This is a genomic window from Pseudomonas sp. GP01-A4 (genome assembly GCF_058780865.1).
The window spans coordinates 61,622-85,045 of record NZ_JBYSWF010000022.1 but is presented as its reverse complement, the minus strand read 5'-3'; the positions used below and the strand labels follow the sequence as shown (position 1 = coordinate 85,045).

General features: G+C 62.2%; 22 protein-coding genes. 16 read left to right on the top strand and 6 right to left on the bottom strand.

What is annotated here, in order from left to right:
* Positions 1–13 precede the first annotated feature (13 nt).
* From AC3WKX_RS15225 to AC3WKX_RS15215, 3 genes are read right to left on the bottom strand one after another with little or no spacing between them, the layout of a single operon-like run.
* The gene (locus tag AC3WKX_RS15225) at positions 14–679 is read right to left on the bottom strand and encodes a GntR family transcriptional regulator (protein WP_102604622.1); all 666 of its coding nucleotides are present in this window, start codon (positions 677–679) and stop codon (positions 14–16) included.
* A gap of 17 nt (positions 680–696) precedes the next feature.
* Positions 697–2,205: an amino acid ABC transporter permease/ATP-binding protein gene (locus AC3WKX_RS15220; protein WP_102604623.1), complete on the bottom strand. Its 1,509-nt coding sequence runs from the start codon at positions 2,203–2,205 to the stop codon at positions 697–699.
* Between the two features lie 16 nt (positions 2,206–2,221).
* Complete coding sequence (locus tag AC3WKX_RS15215) at positions 2,222–3,067, bottom strand: ABC transporter substrate-binding protein (protein WP_102604624.1); 846 nt, start codon at positions 3,065–3,067, stop codon at positions 2,222–2,224.
* 263 nt (positions 3,068–3,330) lie between these two features.
* Here AC3WKX_RS15215 and AC3WKX_RS15210 point away from each other — a divergent pair, with 263 nt between their 5' ends.
* The 8 genes from AC3WKX_RS15210 to AC3WKX_RS15175 all read left to right on the top strand — a co-directional run bounded on the left by AC3WKX_RS15210 (position 3,331) and on the right by AC3WKX_RS15175 (position 12,229).
* Positions 3,331–4,731, top strand: coding sequence for a DHA2 family efflux MFS transporter permease subunit (locus AC3WKX_RS15210; protein WP_102604625.1), 1,401 nt, complete (start codon positions 3,331–3,333; stop codon positions 4,729–4,731).
* A 118-nt stretch (positions 4,732–4,849) separates the two neighbouring features.
* Positions 4,850–5,809, top strand: a complete 960-nt coding sequence (locus AC3WKX_RS15205; RefSeq protein ID WP_102604626.1) for an AraC family transcriptional regulator — start codon at positions 4,850–4,852, stop codon at positions 5,807–5,809.
* Between the two features lie 85 nt (positions 5,810–5,894).
* Entirely contained in the window at positions 5,895–7,271 is a 1,377-nt protein-coding gene (locus AC3WKX_RS15200) for a Rieske 2Fe-2S domain-containing protein (protein WP_003210841.1), read from the top strand.
* Entirely contained in the window at positions 7,268–7,756 is a 489-nt protein-coding gene (gene benB, locus AC3WKX_RS15195) for a benzoate 1,2-dioxygenase small subunit (RefSeq protein WP_102604627.1), read from the top strand. Before AC3WKX_RS15200 ends, benB begins: the two co-directional genes overlap by 4 nt.
* A gap of 10 nt (positions 7,757–7,766) precedes the next feature.
* A complete protein-coding gene (gene benC, locus AC3WKX_RS15190) occupies positions 7,767–8,789 on the top strand; it encodes a benzoate 1,2-dioxygenase electron transfer component BenC (RefSeq protein WP_102604628.1) in 1,023 nt (340 codons plus the stop codon).
* Between the two features lie 10 nt (positions 8,790–8,799).
* The gene (locus AC3WKX_RS15185; RefSeq protein ID WP_008433831.1) at positions 8,800–9,561 is read left to right on the top strand and encodes a 1,6-dihydroxycyclohexa-2,4-diene-1-carboxylate dehydrogenase; all 762 of its coding nucleotides are present in this window, start codon (positions 8,800–8,802) and stop codon (positions 9,559–9,561) included.
* A 55-nt stretch (positions 9,562–9,616) separates the two neighbouring features.
* Positions 9,617–10,951, top strand: a complete 1,335-nt coding sequence (locus AC3WKX_RS15180; protein ID WP_008433830.1) for an MFS transporter — start codon at positions 9,617–9,619, stop codon at positions 10,949–10,951.
* Positions 10,952–10,981: 30 nt separating this feature from the next.
* Positions 10,982–12,229 (top strand): OprD family porin, encoded by a 1,248-nt coding sequence (locus AC3WKX_RS15175; protein WP_102604629.1) that lies wholly within the window; start codon positions 10,982–10,984, stop codon positions 12,227–12,229.
* Here AC3WKX_RS15175 and AC3WKX_RS15170 read toward each other — a convergent pair.
* Positions 12,226–12,444: a DUF2790 domain-containing protein gene (locus AC3WKX_RS15170; RefSeq protein ID WP_003210829.1), complete on the bottom strand. Its 219-nt coding sequence runs from the start codon at positions 12,442–12,444 to the stop codon at positions 12,226–12,228. The genes AC3WKX_RS15175 and AC3WKX_RS15170 overlap by 4 nt on opposite strands.
* A gap of 110 nt (positions 12,445–12,554) precedes the next feature.
* On the opposite strand from AC3WKX_RS15170, the gene AC3WKX_RS15165 reads away from it, so the two are divergent.
* A complete protein-coding gene (locus tag AC3WKX_RS15165) occupies positions 12,555–13,472 on the top strand; it encodes a LysR family transcriptional regulator (RefSeq protein ID WP_102604651.1) in 918 nt (305 codons plus the stop codon).
* Positions 13,473–13,474: 2 nt separating this feature from the next.
* Here the strand turns inward: AC3WKX_RS15165 and AC3WKX_RS15160 are convergent, their stop codons facing one another.
* Complete coding sequence (locus tag AC3WKX_RS15160) at positions 13,475–14,269, bottom strand: AraC family transcriptional regulator (RefSeq protein ID WP_008433826.1); 795 nt, start codon at positions 14,267–14,269, stop codon at positions 13,475–13,477.
* Positions 14,270–14,396: 127 nt separating this feature from the next.
* On the opposite strand from AC3WKX_RS15160, the gene AC3WKX_RS15155 reads away from it, so the two are divergent.
* From AC3WKX_RS15155 to AC3WKX_RS15140, 4 genes are read left to right on the top strand one after another with little or no spacing between them, the layout of a single operon-like run.
* Positions 14,397–14,585, top strand: coding sequence for a DUF1656 domain-containing protein (locus AC3WKX_RS15155; protein WP_032899212.1), 189 nt, complete (start codon positions 14,397–14,399; stop codon positions 14,583–14,585).
* 10 nt (positions 14,586–14,595) lie between these two features.
* Positions 14,596–15,504 (top strand): efflux RND transporter periplasmic adaptor subunit, encoded by a 909-nt coding sequence (locus AC3WKX_RS15150; protein WP_102604630.1) that lies wholly within the window; start codon positions 14,596–14,598, stop codon positions 15,502–15,504.
* Positions 15,505–15,556: 52 nt separating this feature from the next.
* The gene (locus tag AC3WKX_RS15145) at positions 15,557–17,395 is read left to right on the top strand and encodes an FUSC family protein (protein ID WP_256579743.1); all 1,839 of its coding nucleotides are present in this window, start codon (positions 15,557–15,559) and stop codon (positions 17,393–17,395) included.
* Positions 17,392–17,577 carry a hypothetical protein gene (locus tag AC3WKX_RS15140; protein ID WP_003217145.1) on the top strand — a complete coding sequence of 62 codons (186 nt, stop codon included), beginning with the start codon at positions 17,392–17,394 and terminating at the stop codon, positions 17,575–17,577. The genes AC3WKX_RS15145 and AC3WKX_RS15140 overlap by 4 nt, the downstream gene beginning before the upstream one ends.
* 75 nt (positions 17,578–17,652) lie before the next feature.
* On the opposite strand, the gene AC3WKX_RS15135 is transcribed toward AC3WKX_RS15140, so the two are convergent.
* Positions 17,653–18,567, bottom strand: coding sequence for a LysR family transcriptional regulator (locus AC3WKX_RS15135; RefSeq protein ID WP_003217142.1), 915 nt, complete (start codon positions 18,565–18,567; stop codon positions 17,653–17,655).
* Positions 18,568–18,815: 248 nt separating this feature from the next.
* On the opposite strand from AC3WKX_RS15135, the gene AC3WKX_RS15130 reads away from it, so the two are divergent.
* The 3 genes from AC3WKX_RS15130 (at position 18,816) to AC3WKX_RS15120 (ending at position 23,348) form a co-directional block, all read left to right on the top strand.
* The gene (locus AC3WKX_RS15130; protein WP_003217140.1) at positions 18,816–19,838 is read left to right on the top strand and encodes a zinc-dependent alcohol dehydrogenase family protein; all 1,023 of its coding nucleotides are present in this window, start codon (positions 18,816–18,818) and stop codon (positions 19,836–19,838) included.
* Positions 19,839–20,489: 651 nt separating this feature from the next.
* On the top strand, positions 20,490–21,911 hold the full coding sequence (locus AC3WKX_RS15125; protein WP_173909387.1) for a hypothetical protein: 1,422 nt from the start codon (positions 20,490–20,492) through the stop codon (positions 21,909–21,911).
* Between the two features lie 24 nt (positions 21,912–21,935).
* Entirely contained in the window at positions 21,936–23,348 is a 1,413-nt protein-coding gene (locus AC3WKX_RS15120) for an aminotransferase-like domain-containing protein (protein WP_102604632.1), read from the top strand.
* The last annotated feature ends 76 nt before the right edge of the window (positions 23,349–23,424 follow it).

Here is a 23,424-nt window from a genome sequence, read left to right as displayed (position 1 = left end):
GTGGGTCCTCGCTTCAGGGTTTTGGAATGCTGCTCAGGATGTCCAGCAGCAACGAATCGGAGTCATTGAGGTAGCTGGCCAGGGCTTCGCCGGCGGCTTGCTTGTGGCCGTCAACCAGCAAGTCGTGAATCTGCCGGTCGCGCTCCAGCCAGGGCTTCTGGAAGGTTTCCTCGCTGGGCGCGTTGGAAAACACCAGGCGCATCTGGGCTGCAATATGGGTAAAAAACTCGTCCAGCAACGGGCTGCGCATCAGCCCGACAATGTGTTGATGAAAGCGCAGGCTGTGGGTGCCGAAGGCTTGCCAGTTCTCGCGGTCCTGGGCCAGTTGCGCGGCCTCGATGGACTCCAGCATCAGGTCGGACTGGTATTCGCGCAGCGGCTTGCTGGCGGCGATGGCCTGCAGCTCCAGGGTGCGTCGCACCTTGAAGATGTCACGCACTTCCTCTACCCCCAGGCGGCGCACGATCACGCCTTTGTTGCGCACGTAGCTGGTCAGGCCTTCGCGGCCCAGGTGGTGCAAGGCTTCACGCACCGTGTTGCGCGAGGCGTTGTAGGCGTTCACCAGTTCGCTTTCCACCAGCGGCATGCCGGGCAGCAGGCGGCCACCGATGATGTCTTCGCGCAGTTCGATGGCAACCTGGTCGGCCAGCGACAGGCTGGGTTCCTTGGCTTGGCTCACGTCGGGGCTCCTTGGGCTCACGCCAGTTGGACGTCTTTGAGGAACTTGGTCATGCGTTCACTGCGTTGCTCGAGCATGTCACGCGGTGCGGCGTCCTGGATAATCTCGCCGCCCTCCATGAACACCACGCGATCGGAGAGCTTGAACGCGAAGTTCATTTCATGGGTCACGATGACCATGGTCATGCCTTCGCGAGCCAGCTCTTCGATCACCGCGAGCACGTCGCCCACGAGCTCCGGGTCAAGGGCTGAGGTGGGCTCATCAAACAGCATCACCGACGGCCGCATCGCCAAGGCCCGCGCAATTGCCACACGCTGCTGCTGGCCGCCGGACAATTGATGCGGGTACTTGCCAGCGTGCTCCAGCATGCCCACCTTGCGCAGCAGGGCCAAGCTCAACAGGCGAAGTTCTTCGGCGCCACCATGGGCATGGTAGACGGGCGCCAGCATCACGTTCTCAAGGGCAGTTTTGTGGGGGAACAGGTTGAACCCCTGGAACACCATGCCGACATGCACGATGCCGCGCATATGCACCTTGTGCCCCAGCGCGCCTTGCGGCTCCTGGCTGCCACGCAGGAACGGCTGGCCTTGCAGGGTGATTTCGCCACGGTCGAGGCTTTCGAGGCCGTTCATGGTACGAATCAGCGTGGTCTTGCCAGAGCCTGACGGGCCGATGATCGACACCACCTCGCCCCAGCGCACATTCAGTTCGACGCCCTTGAGCACTTCCAGTTCGCCATAGGCCTTGCGCACCCCGCGGGCCTGCAAGGCAAACTCGCCGGGCTCGGCCTGGCCGGGGGCACGACGCGTGGCCACCTGGTCGAGCACGGCGGGGGCGATGGCCTTGGGTTTGCGCCGGGTCACGTCCAGGTGATTCTCCAGCACCCGCAACAGCCAACTGAACACCGTCACGATGAACACGTAATAGAACGCCACGGCCAGCATGGTCTCCATTACCAGGAAGTTCTGGGTGTAGAGTTGTTGGCCCACCAGCAGGATTTCCGAAAGCGAAATCACCGACACCAGCGAGGTGAGCTTGACGATGGTGATGTATTCGTTGGCCAGTGTCGGCAACGCAACCCGCAGCGCCTGCGGCACCACAATCAACCGCTGCACGCCGCGATAACCCACGCCCAGCGCCTTGCCGGCTTCGCGCTGCCCCTTGACCACCGCCAGCAGGCCGCCCCGATGGATCTCGGCGATGTAGGCCGCCTCACTCAGCACCAGGGCGATCAGGCCCGCGGAGTAGGGGTTGGACAACACCACGCTGGTGGACGGAAACACCTGCGGCAGGTTGTAGACGAAGATCAACAGCACCAGCAACGGCAGGCTGCGGAAGAACCAGATGTAGACGCCAGCGGAGTCCCGCAGCCAGCGGCGCTCCGACTGCCGCGCCAGGGCCAGGAAAAACCCCAGCACAATGCCCAGCAGCCAGGTTTCCAGGCTCAGTTCGACCACGGTGCCGACGGCTCGCCAGAAGTCGCCGTTCCATAACAAGCCCAGGGTGTAGTGCCAATCGAATTGCATAAAGGTGCTCCGCGTTTCAGTTACCCAGTGCCGCACTGATCTCGGCGGCGTTCGGCTCGGCCAGGTTGTAGCGCGCCAGCAGCTTGCCGTAGCTGCCGTCCTGCTTGATCTGGCTCAGGGCGCCGGTCAGCGCCTGGAGCAGTGCCGGGTTTTCCTTGCGCACGGCCAGGCCGACCACCACCGGGTAGATCAACTCGCTGGAGCTGATCACGGTTTTGCCTTGCAGTTTTTCCACGGTGATCTTGGCGACCGCCGCGTCTTCCATCTGCACGTCCACCGCCTGGGCGAGCAGGGCCTGGGCGGCCTCCGGGGACGTCGGGAACTCACGCGACTCGATCGCCGGCTTGCCCGCAGGGAGGCAGTAGTCCGCCGAAACCTTGTTCAGCTTTGGCACCCACGACGCGCCCTTGATCGACCCGACGCGCTTGCCGCACAGGTCTTCCGGGCGCTGGGGCTTGAAGTCGCCGGTGCTGAGCACCATCAGCGAAGAACCGGTCTTCAGGTAGCTGAGGAAATCCACCTGTTTGGCGCGCTCGGGGGTGACGTACAGCGCCGAGGCCACCACGTCGAAACGCCGGGCGTTGACGCCGAGGATCAGGTTGGCGAAACGGGTGTCGAGAAAACGTGGTTTGAGCCCCAGTTGCTTGCCCATCAGTTGCATGAACTCCGGGTCGAAACCGGCCGGGGTCTTTTGCTCAAGGTAGGTGTAAGGCGGGTAGGTGAGGTCGGAGCCGATGGACAGCTCGCCCGGTTTCAGGGTGCCCTTGATTTCGGCAGCCGACAGCAGCGGCGTCACGCACGTCAGGGTGATCGCTAGCGCCAATGTGCGCAGGGTGTTCTTGCCCGTCAGACCTTTTTGCATGTTCGTCGCCTCGGTTGCTGGATGCAGGGAGATTTGGATTGTTCAACAATCCTGTATTGGCTAATAAGCGGGTATCGTGCCAACTAATGACTTTTCCAGGTTTTTGATGGGTTTTGACGCGTGAGACAGCCGTTTTTTGCAAGCGCGCACCCCAATTCGGGGCAATTCGTTACCGGGCGCCACGTTGTGAGGCAGGCATTTCGCGGACCATAAAGGACGCACTTATTGATAAAGTGCCGGTTCGAAACCATGAGTGAACAGCAATGACGTCGACCTCCCAACGCCGCTCAACCCTGATTGCCTTGTTGGTCGCCGTCACCTTCTTCATGGAGAACCTCGATGCCACCGTGATCGCGACCGCGTTGCCGGACATCGCCAAAACCTTCGGCGTGGGCGCGGTGGACGTGAACATCGGCATGAGCGCCTACATGCTCGCCGTCGCGGTGTTCATTCCCATCAGCGGCTGGCTGGCCGACCGCTTTGGCTCGCGGCGGGTATTCGGTTGGGCAATCGTGCTGTTCAGCCTGTCGTCACTGCTGTGCGGGTGGAGCGACAGCCTGCAGACCTTCGTCGCCGCGCGCGTGTTGCAGGGCATCAGCGGCGCGATGATGGTGCCGGTGGGGCGCCTGGCGGTGCTGCGGGCTACCGAGAAAAAAGACCTGGTGCGGGCGATTTCATTCATCACCTGGCCCGGCCTGGTGGCGCCGATACTCGGGCCGCCGGTGGGCGGGTTTATCGTTACCCACGCGTCCTGGCCGTGGATTTTCTACCTCAACCTGCCGCTGGGCCTGCTGGCGCTGATTGCCACGCTGGTACTGATCCCCAAACACGACGAGGTCACGTCCCGCTCATTCGATTTCAGCGGCTTCCTGCTGGTGGGTGTCGCCAGCGCGGCGCTGTTGTACGGCGTGGAACTGCTCGGGCAAAGCCGTGGCAGCTTGTTGCAGGGCCTGTTACTCAGCGCTGCAGGCGTGATGCTCGGTGCCTTTGCCTGGCGCCATATGCGCCGGCATGCCCAGCCGTTACTGGCGTTGGGTGTGGTGAGCGTGCGCACCTTCAGTGTGTGCCTGTGCGGCGGGTCGATTTTCCGGGTGGCCATCAGCACCTTGCCGTTCCTGCTGCCGCTGATGTTTCAACTGGCGTTCGGCCTTTCTGCATTCGATGCGGGGTTGCTGGTGCTCGCGGTATTTGCCGGCAACCTGGCGATGAAGCCGTTCACCACGGCGGTGATGCAGCGCTGGGGCTTTCGCTCGGTGCTGATGATCAACGGCATCCTTGGCGTGCTCGCGATTGCGGCCTGTGCGCTGCTGGACGAGCGCATGAGCTGGGCGCTGATCCTGTTCATTCTGTTCGTGGGTGGCCTGTCACGCTCCATGCAGTTCACCTTGTTCAACACCCTGGGGTTCGCTGATATACCCAAGGCGCAGATGAGCGACGCCTCAACCTTGTTCAGCATGTTCTTCCAGCTGAGCATGGCCATGGGCGTGGCGATTGGCGCGCTGTTGTTACGTTTTGCCATGAATTTTCACGGCAATACCGGGCAGGCCGCCACCGCCGATTTCCAGCTGACGTTTCTCCTAGTGGCGGTGATCGCCGGCGTGGCGCTGCTGGATAACCTGCGGCTGCCGCCCCAGGCCGGTGAGTCGGTTTTGCAGCGAAAGTGAACCCACGATACCTTCGGGGTATGAAGCAACACCTATTGAATATTGGACGGCTTGCGTCCCCCGCATCACTCTGCGGTGAAGTACATACGCAGGGCCCATAACAATAAAAGGCGCAACCATGACCGTGCTATTGAGTGAGCGCAGCCAGATTTTCGACCGTGCAGATGCCTATGCCGTGTCCGACTACGTCAACCAGCATGTCGGCAGCCACTGCATCCGCCTGCCGCCCAAGGGCCGCCCGCAGGCGAGCATCAGCCACCGGACCTTTTCCAGCCTGGACCTGTGCCGCATCAGCTACGGCGCGCCGGTGCGGGTGACCTCGGTGGCGCTGGAAACCATCTACCACCTGCAGATCCTGCTGCACGGCCACTGCCGCTCGAGCTCCCGTGGCGAAGAGCAGGTGTTGGGCCCCGGCGAAGTGCTGCTGATCAACCCGGATGACCCGGTAGACCTGACCTATTCCGCCGACTGCGAAAAATTCATCGTCAAGGTGCCCGTGCGCCTGCTGGAAAACGCCTGCCTTGAGCAGCACTGGACGTTGCCGCAGCCGGGCATCCGTTTTGCGGCGCCGCGCCACGCACTTGCCGAAATGGGTGGGTTCCTGCAATTGCTGGGGCTGATCTGCCATGAGGCCGAAAACGCTGCCGAACCCGAAGTGCAGGGCCTGTACGAGCGCATTGTGGCGAACAAGCTGTTGGCGCTGCTGGCCAGCAACGTCCTGCGGGTGATTCCGCGACCGGATCAGGGTGGGGGCTTTGAAGCCGTGCGTCAGTTCATCGATGAGCACCTGGCCGACGACATCAGCGTCGAACAACTGATGGCCATCGCCAGGGTCAGCGAGCGTTCGTTGTATACCTTGTTTGAACGCCAGGTCGGCCTGTCACCCCGTGACTACATGCGCCAGCGCAAGCTGGAGCGGGTGCACGCCATGCTGCAACTGGCCACGGCGCGCAGCGTGACGGAGGTGGCGCTGGATCATGGGTTTGTGCATTTGGGGCGGTTCTCCGAGGCCTATCGCAAACGCTTTGGCGAGCTGCCTTCGCAAACCTGGAAGCGCCGGCTCGCGCCAGGCGGATAACGAATTGCAGTCAGCGGATATTGAGGGGTAGGGCAAGCACATAAGGTGGGGGGGCCTGATACAAGAACAACCGAGGGCCTACCCCATGATCAGCACATTCGACCGACTCGCCCGACAATTGCGCGACTCCGTCCAGGAAGATCCCGCCACTGGGGTGTTCCGCTGCCGCCGCGACATCTTCACCGACCCCGACCTGTTTGCCCTGGAAATGAAGCACATTTTCGAAGGCGGTTGGGTCTACCTGGCGCACGAAAGCCAGGTGCCGGAGATCAACGACTACTTCACCACCTGGATCGGCCGCCAGCCCGTGGTCATCACCCGCGACAAACACGGCACGCTGCACGGCCTGGTCAACGCCTGCGCCCACCGTGGCGCGATGCTCTGCCGCCGTAAACAAGGCAACAAAGGCTCGTTTACCTGCCCTTTCCACGGCTGGACCTTCAGCAACGCCGGCAAGCTGCTCAAAGTGAAGGACGCCAAGACCGGCGCCTACCCCGACAGCTTCGACTGTGACGGCTCCCACGACTTGAAACGCCTTGGCCGCTTCGAAAACTATCGCGGCTTCCTGTTCGGCAGCCTCAGCGAGACGGTGCCGGAGCTGAGCGACTACCTGGGTGAGACCCGGGTGATCATCGACCAGATGGTCGATCAGGCCCCGCTGGGGCTGGAGGTGCTGCGGGGCAGTTCGTCATATGTGTATGACGGCAACTGGAAGCTGCAGATCGAAAACGGCGCCGACGGTTATCACGTCAGCTCCGTGCACTGGAACTACTCGGCGACCATGGGCCGGCGCAATTACGAAGCCGAAGGCACGCGCACCGTGGATGCCAATGGCTGGTCGAAAAGCCTGGGCGGCGTGTACGCCTACGAGCATGGCCATATCCTGCTGTGGACGCGCCTGCTCAACCCCGAAGTGCGTCCGGTGCATGCCCATCGCGAGGCGCTGGCCGAGCGCCTGGGCCAGGAACGCGCCGATTTTATCGTCGACCAAACCCGCAACCTGTGCCTCTACCCGAATGTGTACCTGATGGACCAGTTCTCCACGCAGATCCGCGTGGTACGGCCAATCGCGGTCGACAAGACCGAAGTCACGATCTATTGCATGGCGCCCAAGGGCGAAAGTGCCGAGGAACGCACCACGCGCATCCGCCAGTACGAAGATTTCTTCAACGTCAGCGGCATGGGTACACCGGACGATCTGGAAGAGTTCCGCGCCTGCCAGACCGGCTACCAGGGTGCGACCACCTTGTGGAATGACCTCAGCCGCGGCGCCAAACAGTGGGTCGAAGGCCCTGACGAAAACGCCCGGGCCATGGGCATGAATCCGCAGCTCAGTGGCGTCAAGACCGAGGACGAAGGCCTGTTCGTGCGCCAGCACGCCCACTGGGCCCAGAGCCTGCAACGCGCTATCGAACGGGAGCAGCAAGGCTTGATCGCGACGGACAAGGAGGTGCTGGCATGAGTGCTTCCCGTGACCGCCTGCTGGACTTTCTGTACCGCGAAGCCCGCCTGCTGGATGACCGCCAGTGGGATGAGTGGCTCGAATGCTATTCACCCAAGGTCGAGTACTGGATGCCGGCCTGGGACGACCACGACACGCTGACCGAAGACCCCCAGAGAGAAATCTCGCTGATTTATTACCCCAGCCGCGACGGCCTGGAAGACCGGGTGTTCCGGATCAAGACCGAGCGCTCCAGCGCCAGCACCCCGGAGCCGCGCACCGCGCACCTGATCACCAACCTCGAAGTGCTGGCCGACGACGGGCAGCACGTGGAGTTGCGTTTCAACTGGCAAACCCTCAGCCATCGCTACAAGACCACGGATACGTACTTCGGTACCTCGTTCTATCGCCTCGACATCCGCGCCGAACAGCCGCTGATCACGCGCAAGAAGGTGGTGCTGAAAAACGACTACATCCATCAGGTCATCGATATCTACCACATCTGAGGACATGCCCATGACGTACTCCATTGCCCTGAACTTCGAGGACGGGGTAACCCGTTTCATCGACTGCAAGGTGGGTGAAAAGGTCCTCGACGCGGCCTTTCGCCAACGTATCAACCTGCCCATGGACTGCTCCGACGGTGTGTGCGGCACCTGCAAATGCCGCTGTGAAACCGGCGCCTATGATTTGGGCGACGACTACATCGAAGACGCTCTGAGCGAGGATGAAGCCGCTGAGCGCCAGGTGCTCACCTGCCAGATGGTGCCGCAGTCGGACTGCGTGATTGCCGTGCCGGTGCCGTCCGGTGCCTGCAAGACCGGCACCGCGCAATTTGCCGCGACGGTGGCGAGTATTACCCGGCATGCCGATGCAGCGTTGGAAGTCAGCTTCGAACTGGATCAGGCGCCGGTGTTCCTGCCGGGGCAATACGTGAATATCGGCGTGCCCGACAGTGGGCAGACCCGCGCGTATTCCTTCAGCAGTCGCCCCGGCGACAAACGCGCGAGCTTCCTGATCAAGCATGTGCCCGGCGGGTTGATGAGTGGCTGGCTGGAGCGTGCCCAGCCGGGCGACGCGGTGCCGATGACCGGGCCGCTGGGCAGTTTCTACCTGCGCGAAGTGGCGCGGCCACTGCTGTTGCTGGCAGGTGGTACGGGGGTGGCGCCGTTCCTGTCGATGCTTGAAGTGTTGGCCGAGCGCGAGGAAACCCGGCCGGTCACGCTGATCTACGGCGTGACGCGGGACCAGGACCTGGTGATGGTCGAGGCGCTGGAGGCGTTCGCCCAACGCCTGCCCAACTTCGGTTTTGTCACCTGCGTGGCCGACCCCCAGACCGCGCACCCCCGGCAGGGGTATGTCACCCAGCACATGGCCGCTGACGTGCTGAACGATGGCGACGTGGATGTGTACCTGTGCGGGCCGCCACCGATGGTCGACGCGGTACGCCAGCACTTCAAGAACCAGGGCGTCACCCCCGCCAGCTTCCACTACGAGAAGTTCACCCCCAACGCCATCGTCACCGGCGACGCCGCCTGAGGAATCCCCCATGACTCCACGTTTCAACACCCAGGTTGCGCTGGTGACAGGCGCCGCCCAGGGCATCGGCCGGCGGGTTGCCGAGCGTTTGCTGGAAGAGGGCGCCTGGCTGGTGGCCGTCGATCGCTCGGAACTCGTGCATGAATTGCAGCATGAGCGGGCGCTGATCCTCACCGCCGACCTGGAGCAGCATGCCGAATGTGCCCGTGTGATGGCCGCTGCCAAGGCGCGGTTCGGGCGTATCGACATCCTGGTCAACAACGTCGGCGGGACCATCTGGGCCAAGCCCTTCGAGCACTACGCCGAGAACGAAATCGAAGCCGAGGTGCGCCGCTCGCTGTTCCCGACCCTGTGGTGCTGCCATTGCGTGTTGCCCTACATGCTGGAGCAGGGCAGCGGTGCCATCGTCAATGTCTCGTCCGTGGCCACGCGCGGAGTGAATCGCGTGCCGTATGGCGCAGCCAAGGGCGGCGTCAACGCCCTGACCGCGTGCCTGGCCCTGGAGACCGCCGGCAGCGGCATTCGGGTCAACGCCACCGCACCCGGTGGCACCGAGGCGCCACCGCGGCGGATCCCGCGCAACAGCCAGCCCCAGAGCGACCAGGAGCGCGTCTGGTACCAGCAGATCGTCGACCAGACCCTCGACAGCAGCCCGATGAAGCGCTACGGCAGCATCGACGAACAAGCCGGCGCGATTCTGTTTCTGGCCTCTGATGAGGCCTCCTACATCACGGGCGTCACCTTGCCGGTAGGAGGCGGCGACCTCGGCTGACCCAGCGCCGTACCTGCAGACACTGACTCACAACAACAATAATGAGAGCACTGCCATGCGTACCCATGACGTCAATTCGATTATCGATAATGCCCATTTCAATCGTTTCCACTGGCTGGTGGTCAGCCTGTGTGCTGTGCTGTTGATCTTTGACGGTTATGACTTGTTCATCTACGGCGTGGTCTTGCCGTCGATCATGAAGGAATGGGGACTATCGCCCCTGCAGGCCGGCGCTCTGGGCAGTTATGCGCTGTTCGGGATGATGTTCGGCGCGCTGGTCTTCGGCAGCCTGGCCGACAAGTTCGGTCGCCGCAAAGGCATCGCCATCTGCTTTGCCTTGTTCAGCGTCGCCACGGTGATTAACGGTTTTGCCAGCAACCCGACTGAGTTCGGAATCTGCCGGTTTATTGCCGGGCTCGGCTGTGGCGGCCTGATGCCCAATGCGGCCGCACTGATTACCGAATACGCACCGAAGAAAATGCGCAGCATCCTGATGGCGGTGATGTTTGGCGGGTACTCGCTGGGCGGCATGCTGTCGGCCGGCGTGGGGATTTTCATGCTGCCGCGTTTTGGCTGGTCGTCCATGTTCTTCGCCGCGGCGATCCCGCTGCTGCTGATGCCGTTGATTGTGTACTGGCTGCCTGAGTCCATCGGGTTCCTGATTCGCCAGGGCCGCAAGGAACAGGCGCGTGAGCTGCTCAAGCGCCTGTCGCCGCAGACCCGGATCGACCCGCAAGACCAACTGCTCGTCAGCGCCGGTAAAGGCAAGGGCGCTTCGGTGCTGGAGTTGTTCCGACACGGCCTGGCCTTGAGGACGGCGGCGATCTGGGTCGCGTTTTTCTGCTGCCTGTTGATGGTCTACGCCCTGAGTTCCTGGCTGCCCAAACTGATGGCGGGTGCCGGTTACAGCCTGGGATCGAGCCTGTCGTTCCTGCTGGCGCTGAATTTTGGCGGCATCGCCGGGGCGCTTGTCGGTGGCTGGCTGTGTGACCGGCTTAACCTGGTGAAGGTGGTGATCGGTTTCTTTATCGCCGCGCTGCTCTCCATCAGCCTGCTGGGTATCAAGAGCCCGATGCCGGTCCTGTACCTGCTGATCTTTTTTGCCGGCGCCACCACCATCGGCACGCAAATCCTGCTGTACGCCGGCGCCGCACAACTCTATGGCTTGAACATTCGAGCCACCGGCCTGGGCTGGGCTTCCGGTATCGGTCGTACCGGCGCCATCGTCGGCCCGCTGCTGGGCGGCGCGCTGATGGGGATTGAACTGCCGCTGCACCTGAACTTCATGGCCTTTGCCATCCCCGGGGCCATCGCCGTGCTGGCGATGACGGCGTATGCGCTGAATGAGCGTCGGGGCCGGCAGGAGGTGATCGCCGCCCCGGCGCAGTAACTGTCGATAACAATAACTAAGAGCAACGACATGAACACACAACGTATCTGGCTATCCCTGTTGGGCGTGCCCCTTGCGGCGACGGCGGCCGAGGGCGGGTTTTTCGAGGACTCCACCGCCACCTTGCAGGCGCGCAACTATTACTTCAGCCGCGATTTCTCGGACATCGTCGGCGCCAACAAGCAATCAAAGGCAGAGGAGTGGGGCCAGGGTTTTATCCTGACCTATAAATCCGGCTACACCCCGGGGCCCGTGGGCTTTGGCCTGGATGCCCTGGGCACCCTCGGCCTCAAGCTCGACAGCAGCCCGGACCGCACCAATACCGGCCTGCTCCCGGTCAAGGGCGACGGCAGCGCCCCGCATGATTACAGCCGTTTGGGCCTGACCTTCAAGGCCAGGTTTTCCAGGACCGAATTGAAGGTCGGCGAACTGCAACCGAACCTGCCGGTGCTGGCCTTCAGCGATATCCGCTTGCTGCCGCCGAGCTATCAGGGCGTGAGTGTCAGCTCCGGCGAAATCGCCGGCCTTGCGCTACAGGCCGGGCACTTGACCACCACCCGCCTGCGCAACGAAGCCGGCGACGAGAAAATGATCGCCATGCTCGGCCATGTGCCGCAACGCGGCGCTGAAAGTGATGGGTTCAACTACGTCGGCGGCGACTACGCCTTCAACACCAACCGCACCAGCGTCAGCTACTGGCATGGCCAACTCAAGGACATCTACCGCCAGGACTTTGTCGGCCTCAAGCACAGCCAGCCAATGGGTGAGTGGACGCTCGGCGCCAACCTCGGCTACTACGATGCCCGGGAAGACGGCGACAAACTGCTCGGCAAGATCGACAACCAGGCGTTTTTCTCGCTGCTGTCGGCCAAGCATGGCGGCCATATCTTCTACGTCGGTTATCAAGCCATGTATGGCGACAGTGCCTTCCCGCGGGTCTTCGCCAACATCACGCCGCTGGGCAACGAAGTACCCACCTACGAGTTTGCCTACACCGACGAGCGCTCCTGGCAAGTGCGGTACGACTATGACTTCGTGGCGCTGGGCATTCCGGGGCTGACCACCACCGTGCGTTATATCACCGGTAACAACGTGACCACCGGCGCGGGTTATGAAGGCAAGGATCGCGAGCGCGACCTGGATATCGGCTATGTGGTGCAAAGCGGCACATTGAGCGGCCTGGGCATTCGGGTGCGCAATGTCATGGCCCGTTCAAACTACCGCAGCGACATCGACGAGAACCGGCTGATCCTCAGTTACACCTGGAAGCTGCTTTAAACCCCGCCCTGGCACGTGCCCATGACCTGGTAGTGGACGGTATGGCTGGCGCCCTGGCTGTCGAGATACACCATGGTCGCCGGTTCTACCTGGCAGCTGCCCGGCACGGGCGTGATTGAAACAACGTGTTGGATATCCAGCGCTTCATTGCTGCCGGCCGCCATGGCGCCGGCGGCGGTGAAAAACAGGAGCAGGCTGAGCCATTTGATATTCATGATGAGTTCCTCTGTGAGTAGGGTTCATTTTAGTGATTGCCGCAGCGGGATAAAGACAGGAACAGGTGAATGACTCGTACGTATCACGTAGCAATCGAGGGGCAATGTTGATGGATTTGCTCAATGGCATGCAGGTGTTTGCCCGGGTTGTCGACACTGGCAGCTTTGCCGCAGCGGCCGAGGCGCTGGACCTGTCCGGGGCACACGTATCACGGTTGATCTGCGAGCTGGAAAAACACCTGCAGACCCGCCTGTTGCAACGCACCACCCGGCGCCTGGGCCTTACCGATTCGGGCGAGCGCTTTCTGTTGCGCTGTCGCGACATTCTTGAAGACGTCAGGGAAGCCACGGCAGAAGCCAGCGGCGCGCACCTTAACCCGCGCGGGCGATTGCGGGTGCATTGCATGAGCGGGTTGGGGGTGCTGATCACGCCGCTGATTGCCCGCTACAGCGAGCAATACCCGGACGTGTCCATCGAGTTGACCCTGTCCCAGCAGAACCCGGACCCGCTTGAAGAGGGTCACGACGTGGTGATCTCCATCGCCCATTCGTTGCCGGATTCGGCGCTGGTCAGTCAGACGATCGGGCAGTTGTTCAGTGTGCCCTGTGCGGCACCGGGGTATCTGGCCCGGTACGGCGTGCCCGAGCATCCGCAGCAGTTGATGCAGCATCGACGGTTGCATCTGCAGGATTTCCAGGAGGATGCGTGGTTGTTCAAGGGGCAAGAGGGCGAGATTGCGATTTCGCCGGGTGACACCTTCAGGACCAATGTCGCGGATGCGATGGTCAAGGCGACGCAGGAAGGAATGGGCATCAGCTTGTTGCCGTTCTTCAGCGCCAACCCGGCGCTGCGCGAGGGCTCGTTGGTGCGGCTGTTGCCCGGATATCGGCTACGGGAGCGGAGCATTTTCGCGGTGTATCCATCAAGGCGCTTTCTGGATGCCAAGGTGCGGACGTGGGTCGGGTTTTTGCAGGCGCGATTGCCGGGGTTGTTGGCGGAGCAGTTGGCAGTGATTGAGGCACCTTGAGGCTAGCGCGTTGCCGTACGGCGAATGTAGCGCGCCGGCGACGAGCCCAGTGTCTTGCGAAACATGCTGATGAACGAACTGACCGACTCATACCCCAGCGCCTCGGCGGTCCGTTGCACCGATTCGCCCTCGGCCAGGCTCTGCAAGGCCACGATGATTTGCCATTGTTTGCGCCATTGGCCAAAAGTCAGGCCTGTTTCGCTCTTGACCAGGCGGGCCAGGGAGCGCTCGCTCATGGCCACCTGGCGTGCCCACTGGGCCATGGTGCAACGGTTTGACGGGGCCTGGGCCAGGCCGCGGGCGATGAAGCGCAACTGCGTAGCAGCGGGGAGCGGCAGGTACAACTGCTCCGAAGGAGCCAGTTCCAGTTGTTCAAGGAGCACGCTCGCCACGCGCGAATTGGCAGAGGCAGGCGGATAATCCTGGGGCTGGGCGCTCAGGTGCAGGATCAACGCCAGGACCAGCGGCGAAAGCACCAGCGTGCAGCATTTCTCCGGTAGCGCGGCGGCGCCGGGCTCGACAAACAGATAGCCGATCCTGCCGTTGGCGGTCACCCGGTTGCTGTGGGCGATACCGCCCGGAATCCACACGCCGAAGCCCGACGGCACCATCCACACGCCATCCTCTACGGTACACACGATACCGCCGTGATATGCCACCACCAGTTGGCCTTTGCGGTGGCTGTGCACGGGGAATTCGGTGTCGTTGCGCTGGCTGCCGAGCATCAACGCGACGGCGGGCTGATCAAAACTGTCCAGTTCGAATTGATCAACGCCCTGGAGCTTCATCTCGCCCATGTTGCACCGCCTCGATTGTCTGAAATTGATTATATCCTGGCAGCATACTCAATATCGGCACGACCTTGCAGTCCCTACCATCTTCATCAAGGCGATCAAGGTGATTGCCGACTGCGAGATTCAACCGATGCTCAGCGAAATCACGATTGCCCACCTCTACATTCCTCCGTTCTTGCTCTACGTCGGCGTTGCAGCCCTGGTGTACGGGCTACTGGAGCGGGCCCTGCGGCGCTGGCTGGATTGGGCCTGGCACCCCAGCCTGGCGCGTTTCTTTGTGTCGCTGATCGTGCTCTCGACCTTGGTTCTGAGCTTTTGAGGGCAGCGCGATGATCATCAAACACATCCTCAAGACCCTCGTCACCCTGGTGCTCGGGCTGGCCGCATTGCTGTTCTGCACGCAACTGTGGCGCGCCTATGAGTTGGCCCCCTGGACGCGGGACGGGCGTGTCAGCGCGCAAGTCATCTGTATTGCCCCCGAGGTGTCCGGCCAGGTCGAACACCTGCTGGTGGGCGACAACCAATGGGTCGCCAAGGGCGCGTTGCTCTACCAGATCGATCGCAGCAGCTACTTGCTTGCCCAGCAACAGCGCACGGCCGAGCTTGCCGAGGCGCGCAGTGTCTTCGAGCAGCGCAGTGCACAGCTCAAACGCCGCAACCAGCTCGGCGATGCGATTGCGCGGGAGGAAACCGACAACGCAGCCCGGGACCTGGCGGTGGCCAGGGCGCGCCTGGATGCGGCCCGCAGCCAACTGGCCCATGCGCGGCTGGATCTGGACCGCACGACGATTCGTTCGCCGGTCGACGGCTATGTGACCCAGTTGCGGCTGCAGCCGGGTGACTACGCGGCAGCGGGCGAGACCAATATCTTTGTGGTCGATAGCCATAGCTTCTGGGTCACCGGTTACTTCGAGGAGACCAAGCTGGCCGGTGTTCGGGTGGGGGCTGTGACGTCCATCAAGCTGATGGGTTTTTCACCGCTGCTCGAAGGGCATGTGGCGAGCATTGGTCGGGGCATTGCCGACGGTAACGAGCTGCGCAGTAACAGTGGTTTGCCCCAGGTGGCGCCTACGTTCAGCTGGATACGCCTGGCCCAGCGCGTGCCCGTGCGGATTGAACTGGACAAGGTGCCGCCCGGTGTGGAGTTGGCGGCGGGGATGACCGCCAGCATCGACGTTGCCGAGGAGGGCACGGCGCCGCGCTGGAGGCTGGTGCAATGGCTTCAGGCGTTCATGTGATGCTCCGTGCACTGCGCATGCTGGGGCATGGGAAGCTGCTACCTCGGGCTATGTGCTGCGTAGTCTTTTGGCGGCCTCATTGGCCCTGTGGCTGGGGTTCCAATTACACCTGGATTCGCCGTTCTCGGCCGCCTCAACCGTGTTGTTGCTGATCCATCCGCTGCAGGGGGTAGTGGTTGGCAAGGGCTTCCACCGGGCACTGGGCACCCTCGTGGGGTTGGCTGTGGCATTGGTCCTGACCAGCCTGTTCGCCCAGCAAATGCTGCTGTTTATCCTCGGGATCGGGGTATGGCTGGGCCTTTGTGTCGGCGCCATGACCGTGTTTCGGCACTACCAGGCCACGGCGGCGGTGGTCGCCGGCTACACCGTTTGCCTGGCCCTGGGGCCCGCCATCGTCGCGCCACAGCAAGGTTTCGAACATATCGTCGGGCGGGGCACGGCCGTTGTTCTGGGGGTGTTGAGCCTGTGCCTGGTGGCCACATTATTCAGCCGCAAGACCGTCGAGCGCACACTGACCATGGCACTTCGCGACGTCTCGTCGCGCACCCTGCGGTTATTGGCCGTGCGGTTTGACGGCGGGCCGGCGCGTGCGCAGGACCCGCTGGCCATCGATATCAGCAAAGTGGACGACCTTCTCGGGATTGGTCGGGGCGAGTCGGTGCTGATCCGCGCCAGGCTGGCGACCCTGCAGGCAGGACTTGCGTATCTGCATGCCGTGGTGCTCGACGAATGTGCGATACCTTCGCACGCTGGAATCGGCGCACAGTTGCGCCAGCTGGCTGAAGCCATGCCCGGGTTTTGCGTGGCGGCCGATCGTGTCCGGGAGCTGCAAGCCAGCCTTGAACCAGGCGCGAGCCAGCGGCGTCTGAATGAACCATTGGCCGAACTGGCCAGCGCCTTGTCGAGTTTTGCCTGCCTTGAGCGCGCGCCCCTGCCGCCGGCCCGCGCCGTGGGGTTTCACCGACACTACGGCGCTGCACTGCGTAACGGTGTGCGAGCGTTGCTGGCCACGCTGGCGACCGGTGCTGTCTGGTACCTCACCGGCTGGGACCAGGGGCCAACCTTGCTGGCCGTACTGGGTCCGTTCTGCACCTTGTTGGCCACCAGCGCGGCGCCCGAGCAAGGCATTGCGAGCCTTGCCAGGGGAACCTTCTACGCAATCCTGGCAGCGGCGGGGTGCAAGTTCCTGCTGTTGCCGCACATCAGCGGGTTCGGGTTGCTCACGGTGGTGCTGGTTGCGTTCTGGGCGGTCGGGATTCATGCCACGACCCGGCCGCGCCATGCCCTGCAAGGCGTCGCCTACCTGATTACGTTCAACACCCTGGTCGGCACCGCCGGGACCGCCCAATACGACTTCGCTGACTTCGCGAATCAAGCCCTGGCCTGGATGGTGACGCTTGCTATCTGCCTGCTGGCCTTCCAGTTGCTGCCGGGGAAACCCGCCAGCCACGCCGACGTCCTGAGGACCGCGCTGCACAAGGACACACGCCGGTTACTCCGTCACGGGCACCGCATGGATCTTCTGAAGTGGCAGGCCACGCAACAGCACCGGATGGTTGCCCTGCAAGCGCTGTCGGGCGCCGATGAGGCCGGTGCCGTCTCGCTTCAACTGGGTCGACAGTTAAGGTTGCTGCACCCCAAGACACGCGACCTGAAGCCTGATTCATCAATCGCCAGGTGTGTGCAAGCGGGCGATCGGCGTATTGCCAGATATGCCTTCGATTCAGCGATCAGCGCGGCCCAGGCCCGGCGTACGTCGAGATCACTGTTCCGCCTTGGTGCCCTCGACCTGGCTGCTTGTTACCGGGATTTGGCGGGGTTGCTCGACCAATACCAGCGTGCCGATATCCGAACCAGTTTCAGCTACAACAACGAAGGTGAGATGAAATGAAGCAACTCCTTATCTGGACGCTTTTCGGGATGATCGTGTCTGTGCCAATGGCGGTGCAGGCATCGGACGGGGCTGAGGCGCTGGCCCGCTGGCAACAGCAATTCAAACAAGAGCAAAAAAAGCTCGCCGAGCACCGGGCGCCTGGCCGTGATTCAAGGCCCAAGGCCGATCGCCAGCGATGAGCCGGTTCCCGGGGAATTGCAATCTGTTCAGAGCGAAGTGACGAGTTCGGTGTGATGCCCGGCGGTGCTGTTGCTTTATAGGCTGTCCGGGTCGCCAAAGAACATCTGAATCCGCGACCTTAACCACCGTTCCCCCGGATCATTGTCCTGGGACCCACGCCACGCCATGTGCAATTCAAAGGTGCGCACCGGCAGTGGCGGCTCCTCAGCCCGCAAGCCACCCGCTGAAGTCAACGCTTCAGCGGCATAGTCCGGCACGGTCGCGACAATATCGGTGCCCGCCAGCAACGTCCCCAGCCCATTGAACTGCGGCACAGCCAGCACGACATGGCGCTTGCGGCCCAGTTTTTCCAGTTCTTCATCCAGAAACCCGCTCAAATCCCCGGCAAACGACACCAGGGCATGGGGTCGGGCGCAGAAGTCATCCAGGCTCATGGAACCCGGCATGCTGTCGGCCCGCAGCAGCATCGGCTTGCTGCGGCGCAATACCTTGCGCTTGGCGTTGGCCGGCAAATCGGTGGTGTAGCTCACGCCGATGGAGATTTCGCCGGAGGCCAGCAGGCCGGGCATCAGGATGTAGTTGACGCGGCGCACTACCAGCACGATGCCGGGGGCTTCGGCCCGCAGGCGCTTGAGCAGCAGCGGCAGCAGGGCGAATTCGACGTCGTCCGACAGGCCGATGCGGAATACCGCGGTGCTGGTGGCCGGGTCGAATTCGGAGGCGCGGCTGACGGCCGTGGAAATCGAGTCCAGGGCCGGGGAGAGCAGGGCGAAGATTTCTACCGCACGGGCCGAGGGCTCCATGCTGCGTCCGGTACGCACGAACAACGGGTCGTCGAACAGGCCGCGCAGGCGTGACAGGGCTGCGCTGATGGCCGGCTGGCCAAGGAACAGTTTCTCGGCAGCGCGGGTCACACTGCGCTCATGCATCAAGGTTTCGAATACGATCAACAGGTTGAGGTCGACACGACGCAGGTCGTTACGGTTCATCTTGTGTCCCAGGCGGCGTCAGTAAACTTGACGGGAGCGGTCATATAAGAACAATGACCGGCATGAATCTTACGGGGAAAGGCTGGTACTCTGCACCGGCTAATTCAGTTTTCCTACATGGCTTGGCACCTTTTCCGTATGTGCGGAATCAATGACAGGCATGTCGACTATTAACGGCGACCGGTGGTCTTGCCCCGAAAGCCCAGATAGAGTTCATGGCAATAGAGGTTACTTTGACGAGGTTTGCGATGTCCCGCACGATCCGTTTTCACAAGTTTGGTCCGGCCGAGGTGCTCAAATGCGAAGAGCATGCAGCCGCTAAGCCCGCACCGGGCGAAGTGCAGGTGCGCGTCGAGGCGATTGGCATCAGCTGGTACGACATTCTGTGGCGCCAGAACCTGGCGTCGTCCCATGCCCGCTTGCCTTCCGGCCTTGGCCATGAAATGGCCGGCGTGGTTGTGGCCGTTGGCGAGGGTGTCGACGACCTGGCGGTGGGTGACAAGGTCGCCAGCTTCCCGGCCGAGAGCCCGAATGACTACCCGGTGTACGGCGAACAGATCGTCCTGCCGCGCTCGGCGCTGACCCGCTACCCGGATGTCCTGAGCCCGATCGAAGCCAGCGTGCACTACACGCCGCTGCTGATTGCCTACTTTGCGTACATGGACCTGGCGCGGGTCAAACCCGGGCAATTCGCCCTGGTAACGGACGCCAGCCACTGTGCCGGCCCATCGTTCGTGCAACTGGGCAAAGCCCTGGGTGTGCGGGTGATTGCTGCGACCAAGACCAGTGATGAGCGCGAATACCTGCTGTCCCTCGGGGCCGAGAAGGTCATCGTCACCGAAGAGCAGGACCTGCTGATGCAAGTCAACAAGTTCACCGACAACCGCGGCGTAGACGTGGTGTTCGATGGCTTGGGTGGCCCGCAGATGTCGTTGCTGGGTGATGTGCTGGCGCCGCGTGGCAGCCTGGTGCTGTACGGCCTGCAAGGTGGCAACCAGACGCCATTTCCGGCCTGTGCGGCGTTCCAGAAGAACATTCAGTTCTTTGTGCACTGCATCGGCAACTTCACCGGCAAACCGGAACTGGGCATCATCCAGGACCAGGTGGCCTTGCAGCGAGCCCTGCGTGACATCAACCAACTGACCGCCGACAAGGTGCTGGTACCGCTGAAAACCACGGTATTTCCGTTCAGCCAGTTCGTTGAAGCGCACCGCTATATGGACGAATGTCCGTGCCGTGAACGGGTTGCCTTGCAGGTAGAAACTGTTTGATCTGTGGGAATATTCTCAAGCGAGTATTCCTGCCCCCGGGCGCATGGGGCAAATGCGCCATTTGACAGGACTTAACCTGCCCACCGCTTGAATCGGGATTTCAGTACTTCAGCCCGATAAACCAGATGTATGCCCCTGACGCCGCCCTGAATCCCAGCGCGGCGTTGTCGTGTCTGCACACTCGATACCCCATGCAAGCCCCCATCTGAACCGGTTTTAGCCGGCGCTCTGTATCTGTTAATCATTATTCAAGTGCCGATAATTGCCCCGTCACTTTTATCTCAAGGATTGAGCAATGATTGAATATATGAAATCACCCCGTACATCCGTCAAGCCCAATAATGTTTCCCATGGCTGTTTTGCCGGAACATCAATATTGAAGTGGGTTATGTCGGATGTTTCTCTAGTTTGTAAGTTAAAGCAGCGTAGGAAGTTGTCAGAGCGTTCCTAAGACTTTCGGTTTGGGCTGCGTGCCCCTTGGCTTGGCGCCTTTTCGGGACTGGAAGCCCCCAAAGGCCGGCTTGGCAGGTAGGGCCCGGTGCTAATCTCCATTGAATGTCACATGTTGTAACGCCCCTACAGAAACAACAGGTCAGGCAAATGCCGTCAACGATTGCCCGAAACTGATATTTCAACTCAGGTAGTAGAACTATGAGCGCTATTCACGAACAAGCCATGAACTATGTCTATCAACAAGTATTGCAACGCTTGATAGGGCATTTCTCTCGAACAGAACGTACCTCGCTCCAGTTATTGATTCAACGAATCGTGGTAGCGGCAGGCGGCATGGAGCGGATCGGTGAATACAAGGTGCTGGTCGCTCACGGCGCAGGCGCCGGCAGCAGCTATGTCCTGGCGTTGTTGCGCGCAGCCCAGCTGACGCTTGCAGGCCGGGCGCCGCGGACGTTTCAACTGCGGGTCGCGACCTTGCGCCATGCCGGCATGTCGCAAAATGCCCTGGACACGCTGCATCGCGGCTACAGCGCGCTGTTCATGCATGACGATGCGCGTGTCGAATTGCTGATGGTCGAGAATCAGGAAGTCTTGCCGTTCAACCACCTGCGGCCGGCCTCCAGTGCGGCGCGCGATACCAGCCGGCGCAATATGCTGATGGTGGGGCACCTGACCTCGGGAGATCTTCGCCAAACCCTGTGCAACGACGCCTACCTGGCCCTCGGTGACTTTTACCAGCGCGTCACCACATGCAATGGGGGCGTGCACGCGCTGGTCAGCGGTGACTCCGCGCGCAAGCAGCGGGAGTACCTGGCGTGGCTGAAGAAGGCTGCGCTGGCGAGCGGTGCAGAGATCCCGCCGCGCCAGCCCCAGGTGCTCAGCGGGCTGTTCGCGCGCATGGATGAGTGGAGCAACGCCTATTACTGCGACCTTTACGGCGAGCGCTACGCCGTCGCCGATAAGTCCGACACGGACAACCATCGCCACTTGGCCTATATCGGCGCTGCCGACCTTAAGGACGCGGCCGAATACTCCTCCGGGCCGCTGTTGCGTCAGTTCATGGGCTATGAACCGGACGAGTTTGGCTTTCATTTCAGCCACGCGAGCTATGCGAACCCGTTGCTGATGGCCCATCTGCGGGGCCTGCAGGCCGAGTGCCTGCGGGAACTGGATTACGAGGAGGGCGCACAGGGCTTCATGCAGCAGGCCGCGCTGTTCATGCGGCGCAAGCAGATTCCCGAACACCTGATTGCCCAGGCAGCGACCCAGGATGGCCGAGCGCTGGCGGCCGACTACGCCCAGGCGCTGTTCCGATTGGATGAAAGCCAACTGAACTGCCTGATGTTTTCGCCGTTTATCCGTCACGGCGAGCGCCTCGAAAGCTTTTTGCGCCAATGCCACCCCGGCATGCTGGTGGCGCTCCCCGAGCTGCACAAGGCGCTGCAAGGCAAGCCGGTGGCCGAGATGCTGGTGCAATGGGCCATCGACACCAGCGGGTTGCCGATCGACCTGCTGCAACATCTCTATCGCAAGCGGCCCGCCACCGGCGTGCCGGGCATGGCCGAGACGCCACAGCAAGGTGCGCCCGCCCTGGCAGCCTACCAACTGGCGGGGCGTTAAGCGGGTGGCGGCGGGTGACCAGCGATGAACCTCAGGGACGACCGGCAAACCGACTTCGCCTACCAGGCGGTGTATCGCTACATGATCAACCTCATCGGCGAGGTGGGCACGGATGCCCGGGTAAAACTGCCATCATTGCGGCAGCTGGCGGAGCGCCTGAATGTGTCGATCTCGACCATTCAATACGCTTACTCGTTGCTCGAGAAGGAGGGCCGGGTGTACTCGGTGCCCAAGTCGGGCTACTACGCCTGGCCGGTATTGAATAAACCGCCAGGCAGCAGCGGTGGCGACCTGCTGGAGCGCCTCTATGCCAGTGCGCGACGCCCGGGAATGCGCGTGCTCAGCGCCGATGAACCGGCACTTGCGGCGTCACTGGACGCAGCGCTGTTGCTGCTCGAGCGCGAACTGTTGCGGCATTACCCGCATCATCTGCAGCCATGGTCGCAGCCCTGTGGTGTGTGGGAACTGCGGGCGACGCTCGCGGCGCGCTATACCTCGTCGCCGACCCGTTGCTGGCAGGCGGACGAGGTATACATCGGCGCCGACTTGCGCGGGGTACTGGAAATCCTGATCGAGGTGCTGGGTCTCAAGGGCGCTGCGATCATCGTCGAATCCCCGTGTGACTGGCTGATCCTGCGGTTGTTGCAGGGGGCAGGCGTGAGGATTCTCGAATTGCCATTCACGGCGGACGACGGCCTGGACCTGGCGTTGTTCGAGCAATTGCTCAGCACCGAGCCGGTGCAGCTGGCGTTGCTGTCATCCGGTGTCAGCCTGCCGTCCGGCGTAGTCCTGTCCACCCATGATCGCCTGCAGCTAGTGCGATTGCTGGACCAGCATGGCTGTTGGTTGTTAGAAAATGACAGCCATGGTGACCTCGGCTTCGGGCAGCCAATTACCGCGTTACGGGACCTGGCCAATCCCGAGCGGCTGATGGTGTTTTCCACGTTCGAGAAGATGCTCGGGCCGGAAGCGCCGTTTGGCTATTTGCTGTCGCGCCACCTCAGCGGCGAGCTGCAGCGCCAGTTCCTGTTGCGCGCATTCCGGTTGTCCTCTATCCGCCAGCGCGCGATTGCGCGGCTCTATCAAAGCGGGCGCATCGACCAGCATCTGCGGGAGTTGCGCCCGCAACTCAAAGAGCAGGCCCGGCTCATGGGCCTGCGGCTGGACACGCATCTGGGCAACCAGGTGAGCTACCGAATGCCCGCCGCTGGCGCGACCTTCTGGTTGCGCTCAGAGGCCCCGGTGGATATGCGCCAAGTGTTCCAGCGCCTGCTCACCCGGCAGGTGGTGATTGCGCCGGGGGAGTTGTTCAGCCTCAGTGGCCTGCACTGCCAGCATCTGCGGCTGAGCCATGCCGTTGACGGCGCCCATAACCTGGAGAATGCCCTGGATGAGCTGGCTCTGGCGCTCAGGCAGGCACAGACCGGCACTGAATGAAATTTCGCTGATTGCTGTAGGATTTATAACGTCGCGGAGCAGTCCAAGTCCCAGTAAACTGCACTTTTTTCCGAAT